16 protein-coding genes are annotated in these 16,303 nt (G+C 28.6%); 15 read left to right on the plus strand and 1 reads right to left on the minus strand.

The genetic code is table 11. The features are described 5' to 3' along the window. The first annotated feature begins 33 nt into the window (after window positions 1–33). The 6 genes from ruvC to HMPREF2782_RS01605 are packed head-to-tail and all read left to right on the plus strand — an operon-like array spanning window position 34 to window position 4,561. Window positions 34–528, plus strand: a complete 495-nt coding sequence (gene ruvC / locus HMPREF2782_RS01580) for a crossover junction endodeoxyribonuclease RuvC (protein WP_004838763.1) — start codon at window positions 34–36, stop codon at window positions 526–528. Beyond that, the gene (ruvA, locus tag HMPREF2782_RS01585) at window positions 528–1,127 is read left to right on the plus strand and encodes a Holliday junction branch migration protein RuvA (RefSeq protein ID WP_070640412.1); all 600 of its coding nucleotides are present in this window, start codon (window positions 528–530) and stop codon (window positions 1,125–1,127) included. Before ruvC ends, ruvA begins: the two co-directional genes overlap by 1 nt. Window positions 1,128–1,136: 9 nt before the next feature. Continuing rightward, complete coding sequence (ruvB, locus tag HMPREF2782_RS01590; protein ID WP_019117707.1) at window positions 1,137–2,147, plus strand: Holliday junction branch migration DNA helicase RuvB; 1,011 nt, start codon at window positions 1,137–1,139, stop codon at window positions 2,145–2,147. Further along, entirely contained in the window at window positions 2,147–3,169 is a 1,023-nt protein-coding gene (gene queA / locus HMPREF2782_RS01595; protein WP_070640413.1) for a tRNA preQ1(34) S-adenosylmethionine ribosyltransferase-isomerase QueA, read from the plus strand. Before ruvB ends, queA begins: the two co-directional genes overlap by 1 nt. Window positions 3,170–3,177: 8 nt before the next feature. After that, window positions 3,178–4,302 carry a tRNA guanosine(34) transglycosylase Tgt gene (gene tgt / locus HMPREF2782_RS01600; protein WP_070640415.1) on the plus strand — a complete coding sequence of 375 codons (1,125 nt, stop codon included), beginning with the start codon at window positions 3,178–3,180 and terminating at the stop codon, window positions 4,300–4,302. Continuing rightward, the gene (locus HMPREF2782_RS01605) at window positions 4,292–4,561 is read left to right on the plus strand and encodes a preprotein translocase subunit YajC (RefSeq protein ID WP_261668555.1); all 270 of its coding nucleotides are present in this window, start codon (window positions 4,292–4,294) and stop codon (window positions 4,559–4,561) included. Before tgt ends, HMPREF2782_RS01605 begins: the two co-directional genes overlap by 11 nt. A gap of 75 nt (window positions 4,562–4,636) precedes the next feature. Here the strand turns inward: HMPREF2782_RS01605 and HMPREF2782_RS01610 are convergent, their stop codons facing one another. Then, on the minus strand, window positions 4,637–6,019 hold the full coding sequence (locus HMPREF2782_RS01610; RefSeq protein WP_083304878.1) for an alanine/glycine:cation symporter family protein: 1,383 nt from the start codon (window positions 6,017–6,019) through the stop codon (window positions 4,637–4,639). 172 nt (window positions 6,020–6,191) lie between these two features. Here HMPREF2782_RS01610 and recJ point away from each other — a divergent pair, with 172 nt between their 5' ends. The 9 genes from recJ to HMPREF2782_RS01655 all read left to right on the plus strand — a co-directional run bounded on the left by recJ (window position 6,192) and on the right by HMPREF2782_RS01655 (window position 16,301). Continuing rightward, window positions 6,192–7,922, plus strand: a complete 1,731-nt coding sequence (recJ, locus tag HMPREF2782_RS01615; RefSeq protein WP_070640421.1) for a single-stranded-DNA-specific exonuclease RecJ — start codon at window positions 6,192–6,194, stop codon at window positions 7,920–7,922. An 8-nt stretch (window positions 7,923–7,930) separates the two neighbouring features. Continuing rightward, window positions 7,931–10,108 carry a RelA/SpoT family protein gene (locus tag HMPREF2782_RS01620; RefSeq protein ID WP_070640423.1) on the plus strand — a complete coding sequence of 726 codons (2,178 nt, stop codon included), beginning with the start codon at window positions 7,931–7,933 and terminating at the stop codon, window positions 10,106–10,108. Continuing rightward, window positions 10,108–10,557 carry a D-aminoacyl-tRNA deacylase gene (gene dtd / locus HMPREF2782_RS01625; protein WP_070640426.1) on the plus strand — a complete coding sequence of 150 codons (450 nt, stop codon included), beginning with the start codon at window positions 10,108–10,110 and terminating at the stop codon, window positions 10,555–10,557. Before HMPREF2782_RS01620 ends, dtd begins: the two co-directional genes overlap by 1 nt. Further along, the gene (locus tag HMPREF2782_RS01630) at window positions 10,557–11,162 is read left to right on the plus strand and encodes an MBL fold metallo-hydrolase (RefSeq protein WP_070640428.1); all 606 of its coding nucleotides are present in this window, start codon (window positions 10,557–10,559) and stop codon (window positions 11,160–11,162) included. Before dtd ends, HMPREF2782_RS01630 begins: the two co-directional genes overlap by 1 nt. Window positions 11,163–11,171: 9 nt before the next feature. Next, the gene (aspS, locus tag HMPREF2782_RS01635) at window positions 11,172–12,929 is read left to right on the plus strand and encodes an aspartate--tRNA ligase (RefSeq protein WP_004838774.1); all 1,758 of its coding nucleotides are present in this window, start codon (window positions 11,172–11,174) and stop codon (window positions 12,927–12,929) included. 12 nt (window positions 12,930–12,941) lie between these two features. After that, the gene (locus HMPREF2782_RS01640) at window positions 12,942–13,355 is read left to right on the plus strand and encodes a SoxR reducing system RseC family protein (RefSeq protein WP_004838775.1); all 414 of its coding nucleotides are present in this window, start codon (window positions 12,942–12,944) and stop codon (window positions 13,353–13,355) included. A gap of 64 nt (window positions 13,356–13,419) precedes the next feature. Further along, window positions 13,420–14,736, plus strand: coding sequence for a ribosome biogenesis GTPase Der (der, locus tag HMPREF2782_RS01645; protein ID WP_070640430.1), 1,317 nt, complete (start codon window positions 13,420–13,422; stop codon window positions 14,734–14,736). After that, window positions 14,733–15,311 (plus strand): glycerol-3-phosphate 1-O-acyltransferase PlsY, encoded by a 579-nt coding sequence (gene plsY / locus HMPREF2782_RS01650; RefSeq protein WP_070640432.1) that lies wholly within the window; start codon window positions 14,733–14,735, stop codon window positions 15,309–15,311. Before der ends, plsY begins: the two co-directional genes overlap by 4 nt. Window positions 15,312–15,320: 9 nt before the next feature. Beyond that, window positions 15,321–16,301, plus strand: a complete 981-nt coding sequence (locus tag HMPREF2782_RS01655) for an NAD(P)H-dependent glycerol-3-phosphate dehydrogenase (RefSeq protein ID WP_070640433.1) — start codon at window positions 15,321–15,323, stop codon at window positions 16,299–16,301. Window positions 16,302–16,303: the final 2 nt, after the last annotated feature.

Here is a 16,303-nt window from a genome sequence, read left to right on the forward strand (position 1 = left end):
CCTTTTTTAATTGTAAGTTTAAGAAAGGTTAGTATGATTATTTTAGGGATTGATCCAGGAATTGCTATTATGGGTTATGGAGTTTTAGAAGTTAATGGAAATAGGTATAAGGTTTTGGAAAATGGTGTTGTTACAACTTCTTCAAAAACTAAAACTCCTGAAAGGCTCAAAATTTTATATGATAATTTAAATGATATAATTAAACAGTATAAGCCAGATGAATTTGCCATAGAGGAATTATTTTTTAATCAAAATGTTAAAACGGCTATTACTGTAGGACATGCAAGAGGAGTGCAAGTTTTGTGTGCACAAGTAAATAATCTTCCGATTTACGAATATACTCCTTTACAAATAAAACAAGCTATTACTGGATTTGGTAGGGCAAATAAAAAACAAATGCAAGAAACTGTTACAACTTTACTAAATTTAAGTGAAATTCCAAAACCAGATGATGCTGCTGATGCTTTGGCAGTATCTTTAACTCACGCTTTTAGTCAAAGATTTAAAGAACAATTTAGGATGAATTAATGATTAGTTATATAATTGGAGAAATAAAATATATAGGAGAAGATAATTTTGTAATTGAAAATAACAATATAGGTTACTTTATTAATTCTTCTTTTAATACTATAAAAACTCTTGAAATAAATAATGAATTTAAAATTTTTACAAAAATGAATGTAAGAGAAGATGATATATCTTTATTTGGTTTTTCGTCAAAAGATGAATTAGAAGTTTTTGAGCTTTTGACAAGTGTATCTACAATAGGACCTAAAAACGCTATAGCAATTTTGTCAACTTTAAATGTAGATAAGATTAAACTTGCTATAGTAAATAATGATATTGATACTTTAACCAAGGCGAAGGGGATTGGTAAAAAAACTGCATCAAGAATTATTCTTGAGCTTGTTGATAAGGTTAAGAAAATGGCTATTAATGATGATATTTCAATTTCTAATCCGGATATTGATAATATTACTTCTAATGGAGAAATTGAAGTTGCAAGAGAGGCTTTACTTAATCTTGGCTATCAAAGAAATAGCATAGATAAAGTTCTTGCTAGCCTAAAAGATAGTGATCTTAGTCTTGAAGAAATTATTAAAGAGTCTTTGAAGCGAATGATTTAAGGTGATTATATGTATGATCAAAACGAAAGAATAGTTGGCTCTAATGAGCAAATAAATGATAAATATAAGGAAATGACTATAAGGCCAAAGTGGCTAAAAGATTATATAGGTCAAGATAAGGCTAAAGAAAAATTGAAAATTTTTATTGAATCATCAAAAAAAAGAGAAGAAGCTCTTGACCATGTTTTATTGCAAGGTCCTCCAGGACTTGGTAAGACAACCCTTTCAAATATAATTGCCAATGAATTGGGAGTAAATATTAGAATTACAAGTGGACCTGCTATAGAAAGACCATCTGATCTTGCAAGTATTCTTACAAATCTTGACAAGGGAGATGTTTTATTTATTGATGAAATTCATAGGATAAATAGATCAGTTGAAGAAATTTTATACCCGGCTATGGAAGATTTTGCTCTTGATATTATTGTAGGAAAAGGACCAAATGCTCAGTCTATTAGAATAGATTTGGAAAAATTTACTTTGGTTGGCGCTACAACAAGAGCTGGAATGCTTTCTGCACCATTAAGGGATAGGTTTGGCGTTTTATTATCCTTAAACCTATATGATACAAAAGATTTAACAAAAATTGTAAAAAGGTCTGCTGATATTTTAGAAATTCCAATAGAGGATAAAGGAGCTTTTGAAATAGCTAGAAGAAGCAGAGGAACGCCAAGAATTGCAAATAGACTTTTAAGAAGAGTAAGAGATTATGCAATAGTAAAAAAAGATGAAATTATAGATTATGAAACATCTTGTGAGGGCTTAGAATTATTAGAAGTTGATCCTATGGGACTTGATAATATGGATAAAAAAATAGTTCTAACTATGTATGAAAATTTTTCAGGAGGCCCTGTTGGAATTGATACTATTGCAGCATCAACAGGAATTGAAAATATTACAATAGAAGATGTTTATGAGCCATATTTGCTTCAAATTGGTTTTTTAACAAGAACTCCAAGAGGAAGAATTTTGACAAGAAAAGCTTATGAACATTACGGATTAAAATATGAGGATAAATAATGAGAACAGAAGATTTTGATTACAATTTACCAGAAGAATTAATTGCTCAACATCCAGCAGATAAGAGAGATTTTTCTAGATTAATGGTTGTTGATAGAAAAACTGGTAAAAGAGAAGATAAACATTTTTATGATATTATAGATTATTTAAATGAAGGCGACCTTCTAGTAATGAATGATACAAGAGTTATACCTGCAAGACTTTTTGGTCATAGAGAAGGAAAAGAAGAAGAAATCGAAGTATTTTTGCTTGAAAATATTGAAGATGATAAGTGGGAAGTCTTAGTTAGACCTGGTAAGAAGATGAAAATTGGAACAAAATGTATTTTTTCTGATGAATTAAGTCTTGAAGTTATTGATATTAAAGAAGATGGAAATAGGGTCATTGAATTTTTCTATAATGGAATTTTTCAAGAAATTTTAGATAGACTTGGAAATATGCCTTTGCCACCTTATATAAAAGAAAAACTAAAAGATAAAGAAAGATACCAAACAGTTTATTCCAAAAATCCAGGTTCAGTTGCTGCACCAACAGCTGGTCTTCATTTTACAAAAGAATTACTTAAAAAAATAGAAGAAAAAGGTGTTAAATTAGCATATATAACTTTAAATGTAGGACTTGGAACTTTTAGACCTGTAAAAGTTGACGATGTAAAAAATCATAAAATGCATTCTGAATTTTATCAAATAAGCAAAGAAACTGCAGATTTAATAAATGAAACAAAGAAAAATAATAAGAGAATTATTTCAACAGGAACAACGACTACAAGAACACTTGAATCAGTTTACAAAAAAAATGGAAAAATAAAAGAAGATTCAGGTTGGACTGATATATTTATTTATCCTGGATTTGAATTTAATGTTATAGATTGTCAAATAACAAATTTTCATTTGCCAAAATCTACTCTAATAATGCTTGTATCAGCTTTGGCTAGTAAAGAAATAATTTTAGATGCTTATAAGGATGCTGTTGATAAAAAATATAGGTTCTTTAGCTTTGGCGATGCAATGTTTTTGAAATAGGAGAGAAAATGCCGATAAAATATGAATTAATAAAAAAAGATAAATATTCCAATGCAAGATGTGGAATAATTCACACAGACCATGGAGATATACCAACACCGATTTTTATGCCAGTTGGAACAAAGGCAACAGTAAAAACTATGAGTGTTGAAGAATTAAAAGAAATTGATGCAAAAATAATTTTGGGAAACACCTATCATTTGTATTTAAGACCAGGCATGAATATTATGAAAAAAGCTGGCGGTCTTCATAAATTTATGAATTGGAATGGACCAATTCTAACAGATAGTGGTGGATTTCAAGTTTTTTCTTTGTCAGATACAAGAGATATTTCTGAAAAAGGTGTAGTTTTTAGATCCCACATTGACGGTTCAAAACATTTATTTACACCAGAAAAGTCAATTGAAATTCAAAATGATATTCATTCAGATATAATGATGAGTTTTGATGAATGTATTCCTTATCCTGCAGATTATAAATATGTAGAAGAATCTGTAGAAAGAACAATTAGATGGGCTAAAAGAGGTCTTGATTATCACAAAAAAAATTCTCACAAAGACCAATCATTATTTGGAATTATTCAAGGTGGAATGTTTGAAGATTTAAGAAAAAGATCTGTTGAAGAAACTTGTGCAATGGATTTTGATGGATATTCATTGGGAGGCTTGTCTGTTGGAGAGCCAAAAGAAGAAATGATAAGACTTTTAAAATATACAACTCCACTTTTACCAGAAGATAAACCAAGATATAATATGGGTGTAGGAAGTCCTGATTATTTATTTGAATCTTTTGAAGCAGGAATAGATATGGCCGATTGCGTTTTACCTACAAGAATTGCAAGAAATGGAACAGCTATAACATCAGAGGGAAGACTTGTTGTAAGAAATGCAAAATACAAAGAAGATTTCACGCCACTTGATCATGATTGTGATTGTTATACTTGTAGAAATTATTCACGAGCTTACCTAAGACACCTTGTAAATGTAAATGAAATATTGGGAGCAAGGCTTTTAACTTATCATAATTTATATTTCTTACTTAAATTATGTGAAAATATAAGAAAAGCTATAATGGAAGATAGATTTTTGGAATTTAAAAAAGAATTTTATAAAAAGTATGGATATGAATCTTAAATTAGAATATATTATTTTAATAATTTTAGCATTGATGTTTTATTTTTATTCTTTAAAGGATGATATAAATAGGAAAAAGAATAAAAAATTTATAAAAGAAAATCTTAAAATCGGTTCAAAAATTATAACTGAAAGTAAAATTATTGGAGAAGTAGTAGAATTTAATAAGACAGATTGCCTTATTATTAGCGGAAAAGATGACAAATTTTCATATATTTTAGTAAATATTGAAAGTATCGAAAATATTATAGAAATTTAAAATAAAAAAGCTTAGCTTGGACTTTAATTAATTTGGTCTAAGCTAGGCTTTTTTATTGGGGATTATATAAATATTTTATTTTATTTTTATACATGATTTATATTCTTCTGGACTTTTTCTGATTTTTTCTGGATTTTTAAAGAAATCTTTACTTAGTTTCACTACAACAGGACTAAGAGTGACAACTGCAAAAAGATTTGGCAAAGCCATAAAACCATTTAAAATATTTGCTACAATCCAAGCTACTCCAAGATCAATATTTGCTCCAACAAAAACGAAAATAACATACAAAATTCTATAAGGAATTATAATTTTATCTCCAAATAAATATATAAGAGCCGTTTCTCCATAATATGCCCATCCAAGAATTGTTGATAAGGCGAAAAGACTTAAGCCAACGCATACTATAATATTTCCAAAACTTGAGTCTGTTGCAAAAGCTCGTGCAACAAGGCTTGCTGCATTGTTTGTATCACTAATATCTACATTTGTAGAAAGAATTACTAGAGCTGTCATGGTACAGATTATAATTGTATCTACAAAAACTTCACTAATTCCCCAAAGACCTTGACGTACAGGATGGTCAGTTGTAGCACACGCATGAGCCATAGGAGATGAACCTAAACCTGCTTCGTTTGTAAAAACTCCTCTAGCAACACCAGCAGATACAACTGCTTTAACAGAAAGACCAGCAAAAGAACCACCAAGACTTTTTGGACTAAATGCCCCTAGAAAAATTGATTTAAAAGCTGGCAAAATATTTGCTTTGTTTAAAAATAAAATCCATAAACAACCAAGAATGTAAAGAAGGGACATTAATGGAACTAACTTTTCAGTAACTTTTGTAATTGAATTAATTCCTCCAACTATTACAACACCAGCTATAATCGATAAAATTATTCCACTAATTATTGTATTTACTCCAAAAGTATCTTTAAGTACACCTGAAATTGCATTTGATTGAGTAGAATCTCCAATTCCAAAAACGGCAATTCCTGCAAAAATTGCAAAAGTTTTTGCTAGTTTTTTATTATTTAGACCCTTTTCAATATAATACATTGGTCCGCCTACATATTTTCCATTTTTCTTTTCCCTATAAGCAACTGCTAAGGTTACTTCAGAAAATTTTGTAGCCATTCCTAATAAGGCAGCGATCCACATCCAAAATATTGCACCAGGCCCTCCCAAAATAATTGCAAGAGAAACACCAACAATATTTCCAGTTCCAACTGTAGCTGCAAGAGCCGTTGCTAATGCACCAAAAGGACTTATATCTCCCTTGGCATGGTGGCTATTTTTTTCAAAAATTTTTCCCAAAGTATTTTTTAAAGCGTATCCTAATTTTCTAAATTGAATTGCTTGAGTTTTTATGCTTATGTATATTCCTGTTCCAGCAATTGCCAAAATCAAAGGCAACCCCCATAGCAAATCATTAAAACTTTTTAATATATTTATCATATAATTCTCCATTAAATTTTATTTTATTATTTTATCATCATTTAAAATAAATGCAAAATAATTTATAATTTATCAAAATTTTTAACTTTGTATTTTATAATTAACATTGCTTGTACCCATATCTTTATATTGATTCTAAAAATGGTATAATTTATTCATAAGAGAGGAAATTATGACCAAGTGGTATATATATAATAAAAAAAATAATTATTTATCAAATTTAAAAAATAAAAATATTACCAAATTAGAAGCATTAATACTTGCAAATAGAGATATAGTTGATCCAAAAGTTGTTGATAGTTTTATTAATCCTACTTTAGCAAAACTTCATGATCCTTTTTTATTAAAAGATATGGAAAAAGCTATTGATTTAATTATTGAAACTATGGAAAATGGAGAATCTATTAGGATTTTTGGAGATTATGATCAAGATGGTATAAGCTCAACTATGACACTTTTGGATGGCTTATTATATTTTTATGATGATATAAGCTATGATATTCCGGATAGGGTTATTGATGGCTATGGAATTAGCGATAGGATGATTGATAGGGCGATTGAAGCAAATATAAGCCTTGTGATTACTTGCGATAATGGAATTAGTGCTATTGATCAGGTTAAAAGATTACAAGAAAATGGGATTAAAGTTATAGTAACCGACCACCATCAAGTTTCAAAAAAAGAAGAGGGTGAATGGGTTGAGCAAATTTTGCCTCAAGCTGATTGCGTTATAAATCCAAAAAGACTTGACAATACTTATCCATTTGATGATTTGTGCGGAGCAGGAGTTGCTTTTAAATTAATACAAGCTTTGTACCAAAGACTTGATGGAGATATGGAATACTTATATGGTTTATTGGAATATGTAGCTATGGGAACGGTTTGTGATGTTGTTTCACTTACTGATGAAAATAGAATTTTTGTAAGAGAAGGTCTAAAAAGAATTAATAACACTGAAAAACTAGCTATAAAAGCCTTGATTGAAGAAAATTCTTGGAATAGAGAAGTTAGTGCTTATACGCTAGGATTTATAATTGGGCCATGCATGAATGCTACTGGTAGACTTTCTACTGCAAAACTTGCTATTGATATGCTCATGGAAGATGATATAGAAAAAATTCGTACTTATGCAAAAAAACTTGTTAGTTTGAATAATGAAAGAAAAGAATTAACCAATATAGGTCTTGAAAAAACTTTAGAAATTATAAAAGATAAAAAATATTATAATGATGATATTATTATTGTAGATGTTGAAAATATTGAAGAAAGTATTTGTGGAATTATAGCAGGAAGAATTAAAGAAAAATTTAATAAACCAACTATAATTATGACTGAGTCAAGTCAAGATGGAATTTTAAAAGGCTCTGGAAGAAGCATAGATGCTTATAATATTTACAAGGAAGTTTTTGAAATAAAAGACATACTTGAATCATTTGGTGGACATCCTATGGCTTGCGGACTTTCTATAAGAAGTGATAAGGTTGAGGAATTTAGGCAAAAATTAAATGATAAATCAAAATTAAAAAAAGATGATTTTGTAAATATTATAAATATTGATGCTCAAATACCTATAGACAAACTTTCACTCGAATTTGCCGAAAGTTTACAAAGACTAGAACCTTTTGGAAAAGACAATCCAAAAGCAAAATTTGCCGACAAAAATCTATTTATAAAAAATATAAATATGATTGGAAAAAACAATAATACCATGAAAATGATCTTAAATAAAAATGGTCGTGATATAGAAGCTATAAAGTTTAACGCACAAAAAGATTATAAATATTTAAGTGATAAATTTAAGGCAAATATAATAGGAAATAGAATTGACGCTGTATTTTATCCAGATATAAATGAATTTAATGGCAGAAGAAATTTACAAGTGAAATTAATAGATATAAGGTAGGTGATATTATGGCAAAAGATTTTCAAAAAGAATTTTTAAATTTCAAAAAAATTATTTTAAAAAATAATGAACATGCAGATATTAATTTAATAAAAAAGGCTTATGATTTTGCTGAATATCATCACAGAGGTCAAAAAAGAAATTCTGGAGAAGATTATTTTATTCACCCAATAGCTGTTGCAACAACTATATCTAATATGCAGTTAGATGACCAAACAATTTGCGCTGGATTGATGCATGATGTTTTGGAAGATACACCTGTAACAGAAGAACAAATGAAAGAAAATTTCGGGGAAGAAATAACTTTTTTAGTAGATGGAGTTACAAAGCTTAAAAAATTAAATTACAAAACAAAAGAAGAAAAACAAGCCGAAAATATAAGAAAAATGGTTTTGGCTATGAGTAATGACATTAGGGTTATTTTGATAAAGCTTGCTGACCGTTTGCATAATATGAGAACTTTGGAATATAAGACTGAAAAAAAACAAAAGCAAACAGCAAGTGAAACTTTGGAAATTTATGTTCCACTAGCACATAGGCTTGGAATATATACTATGAAATGGGAGCTTGAGGATTTATGTTTTAGGTATCAAAAACCTGAAGAATATTATGAGCTTGCTCAAATGGTTCACAATAAAAGAAGAGAAAGAGAAGCATACATAAATCAAATAATTGAAACTTTGGATAAGGCTCTTTCATCCTCAAATATAAATTATGAAATTTCTGGAAGACCAAAAGGTTTATTTTCAATTTATAAAAAAATGAATAGAAATAAAATTGAATTTAACGAAATTTATGATTTAACTGCCGTTAGGGTTTTGGTTGATACAGTTGCAGATTGCTATGAAGTTTTGGGAAAAGTTCATTCAATCTGGAGACCAATTCCAAATAGGATTAAAGATTATATTGGTCAGCCAAAACCAAATGGTTATAGGTCTTTGCATACAACAGTATTTGGAGAAGATTCTAAGCCATTTGAAGTTCAAATAAGAACAAGACAAATGCATTATGAATGCGAATATGGAATTGCAGCTCACTGGAAATACAAAGAAAACAAAAGTAAATCAACAGAATTTGATGAAAAACTTACATTTATAAGACAAATTATGGAATGGCAAAAAGAAGGTGGCAAGGACGTAGATAGTAAGGAATTTTTAGACACCTTAAAAGGAGATTTTTTCTCAAAAGAAATATATATATATTCTCCAAAAGGAGAGATTTATTCTTTGCCAGTAAATTCGTGTGCAATTGACTTTGCTTATAGAGTTCACACAGAAGTTGGAAATAAATGCGTTGGAGCCAAAGTAAATGGAAAAATTGTTCCATTTTCCCACAAGCTAAATACAGGAGATGTAGTTGAAATTCTTACAAGCAAGAATTCTCAAGGACCATCAAGAGATTGGCTAAATATGGTCCAATCAAACCAAGCCAAAAGCAAAATCAAACAATTTTTTAAAAGATATAGAAAAGAAGAAAATATTGAAATAGGAAAAGATTCCTTATACAGAGAACTTAGAAAATCAAACGAGATTTACAAAAAAGATATAAAAGATGATTGGCTAATAGAAATTGCAAACGACTTAGGTTATCCAACAAAAGATGAAATGTTTGCATCGATTGGATTTGGCAAAACAAATACAGATCAAATAATTCAAAAATTGATAAAAAAACACAAAGATGAATTGCCTAAAAAAATTGAAGATTTAGATATAAATAAGGTAAAACCAAAAAAATCTTTTTCTAATGAAGTAAGGGTAAGCGATCTTGATGACCAAGTGGATGTAAAATTTGCAAAATGTTGTAATCCAGTACCAGGAGATCAAATTGTTGGATATATTACAAAAGGAAATGGCATAAGCGTTCATGTAAGGACTTGCCCAAATATAACAAGCTTAAAATCTCCAGAAAGATTAATTGATGTATATTGGCAAAATAATTCTGATGATATGTTCCCTGTAAGAATACAAATTACAACAAAAGATAAAACTGGAATTATTTTTGAAATAACTAAATTAATTTCAACAGAAAATGTAAGCATTGAAGCGATGAATGTAAGAAGCAATGAAAATCACGAGGGAATTATTGATCTTACAGTTTCAGTTCCAAATACTGAAAAACTTAATGAATTAATTATGAAATTGAAAACAATAAAAATGATTGAAAGTATTTATAGGGTGAAAAGTTAATGAGAGCAATTGTACAAAAAGTAAAAAAAGCAAGTGTAAAAGTTTCTGATAAGTTGATTTCAGAAATAGGAGAAGGGTTATTAGTTTTTGTAGCTGTAACAGATTCTGATACAAAAAAAGATATTGATTATATAAAAAAGAAAATAGAAAAATTAAGAATTTTTGAAGACGACCAAGGTAAAATGAATTTGTCTGTAGAAGATGAGGGAGGAGAATTATTAATTGTAAGCCAATTTACCTTATATGGCGATGCAAGAAAAGGAAATAGACCTTCATTTATAAATTCATCAAGTGCAGATAAGGCAGAAGAATATTATGAAATATTGATTAAAGAGCTAAAAGATGATGGATTTAATGTGAAAACTGGAAAATTTCAAACACACATGGAAGTTTCATTAATAAATGATGGCCCTGTTACTATACAGCTTGATAGTGAAAGGTTGTATTAATGAATATTAAAAAAATCACTGAAGGGCCAATGATGGCTAATTGTTATGTAGTTTATGACGAAAATAAAAATGGATTTTTGATTGACCCAGTTTATCCAGGTGGAAAAATTGAAAATTATATAGATAAGAATAAAATTAATATAGAGTTTATTTTATTAACTCATACACATTTTGATCATGTGTTGGGGCTTGAATATTTTAAAAATAAATTGAATGTAGATGTTTATGCTAGTGATGATAGTAAAAATATTGCAAATGATCCAGACTATAATTTATCTAGAGGATATTGCAATATAAATGTAGAAATTGATTCATATTTAAAAGATGGTCAAGAATTTTCTCCATTCAAAATAAAAGCTATCAAAACTTCTGGTCATAGTTTAGATTCAATGTCATATAAAATTGAAGATGATATTTTTTCTGGAGATACTTTATTTAATTTATCAATTGGAAGAAGTGATTTTCCAGGAGGAAATTTTAACACTTTGATTAATTCTATAAAAAATAAAATATTTATATATGATGAAAAAACAAGGATCCATCCAGGACATGGAGAATCAAGTAATATTGGTTTTGAAAAAGAAAATAATCCATTTTTAAATTAGGAGGTTAGTATGGAATTTAAAAGAAGTCACATGTGTGGCGAACTTAGAGAAGAAAATATTGGAGATGAAGTTGTACTTATGGGCTGGGTTGCCAAAAAAAGAAATCTTGGCTCATTGGTGTTTATAGATCTTAGAGATAAAACAGGTATAACACAAATTGTAACACGTGAAGATGATAATGAAAATTATAAAATAGCAAAAGATGTAGCTGGAGAATATGTTTTGGAAGTTAAGGGAGAAGTTAGAGAAAGAGAATCTAAAAATCCAGAAATTCCAACAGGAAACATAGAAATAATAGCTAGTAAAATCAATATTTTAGATAAGGCAAAAACACCTCCTATTTATATTAAAGAAGATGATGATGTAAGTGAAAATTTAAAATTAAAATACAGATACCTTGATATGAGAAAACAATCAGTTCAAAAAAATCTAAAATTAAGATCTGATATTGTTAGGTGTATGAGAGAGTATATGTATGATAATGGATTTACAGAAGTTGAAACACCATTTCTTACAAAACCAACTCCAGAAGGAGCTAGAGATTATTTAGTTCCATCAAGAGTTAATCAAGGAAAATTTTATGCATTGCCACAATCTCCACAATTAATGAAACAATTGTTAATGATTGGTTCATTGGATAGGTATTTCCAAATAGTAAAATGTTTTAGAGATGAGGATTTAAGAGCAAATAGACAACCAGAATTTACACAACTAGATCTTGAATTAAGTTTTGCAGATCAAGATGATGTAATTAAAGTTAATGAAGGATTATTGAAAACACTTTTTGACAATTTTACTGACTATGATTTAAAACTTCCAATCCAAAGAATGGATTATTCTGAGGCTATGAATTCATACGGATCTGATAAGCCAGATTTAAGATATGGATATAAGATAAATGATATTTCTGAAATATTTAAAGATTGTGATTTTAAAGTTTTCACAGATAATATCAAAGAAGGTCATTCTGTTAGGGCAATTAATTTTAAAGGACAAGCAGGAAATTATTCAAGAAAGCAATTAGATAAATTAACAGATTTTGTAAAAGATTATGGCTTAAAAGGATTGAGTTTTATTAAATTTAATTCAAAAGATGATATAAATTCTTCTATTAAAAAATTCTTAACAGACGAAATTGTTAAAAATTTAATAGAAAAATTAGATATTTCTGATAATGATTTGATTTTAATTGGAGCTGATAAAAATAAAACTGTTCTTGAAGGACTTGGAGCTTTAAGAAGAAAAGTTGCAAAAGATCAAAATCTTTATGAAAAAGAATATGCTTTTTGTTGGGTTGTAAACTTCCCTATGTTTGAATATAGCGAAGAAGAAGACAGATACGTTTCTCAACACCATCCATTTACTATGCCAAATGAAGAAGACATTGATTTATTATTAACAGAGCCAGAAAAAGTAAGAACTCAAGCTTATGATATTGTAATAAATGGAGATGAGATGGGTGGAGGTTCAGTAAGAATAAACAATCAAGAACTTCAAGAAAAAGTATTTAAGGCTTTGAAATTATCTGATGATGACATAGAACAAAAATTTGGTTTCTTTATAGAAGCTTTACAATATGGAACACCTCCTCATGCAGGACTTGCTTATGGACTTGATAGGTTGGTAATGTTATTTGCAAAAACTGAAAATATAAAAGATATTATTGCATTTCCAAAAACTCAATCAGCAACTTGCCCATTAACTCAAGCTCCAAGTATAGTTGATGAAAAAAGTTTAAATGAGCTAAGTATTGAGGTAAAAGAATAAAAGGAGCATTGGATGCAAACTATTAGTAAAAAAGGAATAGTCGTAGAAAACTTAAATGGCAATGTAAAAGTAATGATTCAAAAGGAATCAGGATGTGGATCTTGCTCTTCATGTGGTGGTTGTGAAATAAAACCATCTTACTACACTACATTTACTAATGAAAATCTAAATCCTGGAGACTTTGTTTATCTAGATTCAGATGTAAAAACTGTAAATAGACTTTCTTATTTCACTTATTTATTTCCAGTTTTTATGATGATATTTGGAGCTGTTTTAGCCAATACAATATTTAAAGATAAGTTTCTAGATAATAATTTACTTACTGTTTTGTTTATATTTTTATTTTTAGCAATATCTATTTTTATTTTAAGAATGATGGACAAGAGATATGAAAATAAGGATATAATTACAATAAGAAAAGCCTAATATAGATAAGGTTAGCTTTGCTAACTTTATCTATTTATTTATCTTAAAATTAATGGAGAATATAATGAACGCACCAATAGTTACACTGGTAGGAAGAACTAATGTTGGGAAATCGACATTATTTAATAAATTAGTTGGAAAAAGAAAAGCTATTACAGAAGATGTGAATGGGGTCACTAGAGATAGGGTTTATGACAAAGTTGAATGGATAGGTCATGAATTTATACTAGCAGATACAGGTGGACTTGATATTTCAAATAAAGAACTTATGAATCAAGAAATAAAGTCTCAAGTTGAAAAAGCCCTATTAGAAAGTGATTTAATTCTTTTTGTTGTAGATGGAAGAGAAGGAATAAATCCACACGATTATGAAATAGCTGATGAAATTAGAAAATATAATAAAAAAGTTATAGTTGTAGCAAACAAAATTGATGGAGCAAATATACCAGATCATATTTATGATTTTTATCAATTTGGTTTTGATGATTTGATTAGTACATCTGCAGAAGGTTCAAAAAATCTTGGAGATTTGTTAGATAAAATTGTTGGTTTTATAGATTTTTCTAAATTTGATACAGATTTAGATGCTACAAGAATAGCAATAATTGGAAAACCTAATGCTGGCAAATCATCTCTTGTAAATCATCTTTTGAATGAAGAAAGAATGATTGTTACCGATATTGCAGGAACTACAAGAGATGCCATAGATACTTATTGGCAATATAAAGGCAATAATTATGTTTTGATTGACACGGCAGGACTTAGGAGAAAAAATAAAGTAAGCGATAATATAGAATATTATGCTAATCAAAGAACTTTTGATGCTGTTGATAGCTCAGAAATTTGTTTATTTTTAATAGATGCAACAGTTGGAGTAACTGAACAAGATACAAAAATAGCAGGATATGCTCACAACCAGAAAAAAGCAATTATAATTGCTGTTAATAAATGGGATAAGGTTCAAAAAGAAACAAATACAATGAAAAATATGGAAAAAGAAATTAGAAATAAGCTTTCTTTTGCTTTATATGCCCCAATTATTTTTATTTCGGTTCTAAAAGGACAAAGGATTACAGATCTTTTGAATTTAATTGAAATTGTAAATAGCAATTATCACACAAGAATAAAAACTGGAGTATTAAATACTATCTTGCAAGATGCAATAATGATGACAGCACCTCCTCAAGATAAGGGAAAAAGATTGAAAATATTTTATATCTCACAAGTTCAAACTGCTCCACCAAAGTTTTTATTGCATGTAAATGACAAAGAGTTGATGCATTTTTCATATCAAAGATATTTGGAAAATCAAATAAGACAAAATTACAGTCTTCAAGGAGTACCTTTTACTTTTGAAATTAGAGAAAGGAAAGAAAAATGAAATTTGTTTTAGTTGCACTTTTTTCATATTTAATTGGCTCTATCCCTTTTTCTTATATAATTGCTAAAGTTTTTTTCAAAAAAGATATAAGAAGTATGGGAAGTGGAAATCCTGGAACTACAAATGTATTTAGAAATTTTGGAGCACTTGCAGGTTGCTTTTGCTTGTTTTTAGATATGGCTAAAGGATTAGTGGCAGTTTATTTTTCCATGTTTTTCCTTGGCGAAAAATATGCTTTAACTGCTCTTATTTTTGTAGTTTTAGGGCATATATTTTCAATTTTTTTAAAATTTAAGGGCGGAAAAGGGGTAGCAACATCTGCTGGAGCATTGTTTGCTTATGATTTGAGAGTTTTCTTGTGTCTATTAATTTTATTTTTAATAGTTTTTTTACTTACAAGAACAGTTTCCAAAGCATCATTAACTGCAAGTTTACTTGCTCCATTTATTTCTTATTATTTTCAAGGTCTAAGTGCCTTTACATTAATTATATTATTTGTAGCAATTACAATAATAATTGAACATAGGTCAAATATAATTAGAATTAAAAATCACGAAGAAAAGAAAATGTTTTAAAGGAGTATTATGAAAATTTCAATTATTGGAGCAGGAAGTTGGGCAAGTGCTATTGCTGATTTTCTTTCAAAAGACAATGAAGTTTTAATGTATGCTAGAAATATTGAAGATGTAGATAATATAAATAATTTGCATATCAATAAAAAATATTTTGCTGATATAAAATTAAGTGAAAATATAAAGGCTACTAATAAAATAGAAGACTTATTAGAAAATAAAATAATTATAAATGCTATACCAACTCAAAAGACAAGAGAAGTATTAAGCAATATAAAAGATGGACTTGATGAGAAAATTTTGGTTAATTTATCCAAAGGAATAGAAATTAAAACATTAAAAAGAATATCACAAGTAATTTACGAATTAAATCCAAATTGCACTTATGCAGTTTTGTCAGGGCCAAGTCATGCTGAAGAAGTTATTAGAAAAATGCCTACAGCTTTGGTTTGTGCTTGTGAAGATGAAAAAATCGCAAAAGAAATTCAAGATATATTTTCAAAATATTATTTAAGAGTATATACTTCAACTGATGTTATAGGCTGTGAAATTGGTGGAGCTATAAAAAATGTACTAGCTTTTGGTATAGGAATGGTTACAGGTTTAGGATTTGGAGATAATACCAAGGCTGCGATTATGACTAGAGGAATCTATGAAATGAATAAATTTGCCATAAGCCAAGGAGCAGATAGAAAAACAATAAATGGACTTTGTGGAATAGGAGATTTGATTGTTACTGCTACAAGTATGCATTCAAGAAATAATAGGTGTGGGATATTATTTGGAAAAGGCTATTCATTAGATGATGCTTGTAAGGAAGTTAAAACAGTTGTTGAGGGAATACCAACTACAAAGGCTCTTTACAATCTATCAAAAAAAGAAAATATAGAGCTACCTATTACAAATGAAATTTATAAGGTGATTTTTGAAAATAAAAATCCAAAGGATTCTGTAGAAGTTTTGATGAATAGAGATAAAAAAAGCGAATATTAGAT

The sequence above is a fragment of the Anaerococcus sp. HMSC068A02 genome (genome assembly GCF_001811125.1).
GTDB classification, from domain to species: Bacteria; Bacillota; Clostridia; order Tissierellales; family Peptoniphilaceae; genus Anaerococcus; species Anaerococcus vaginalis_C.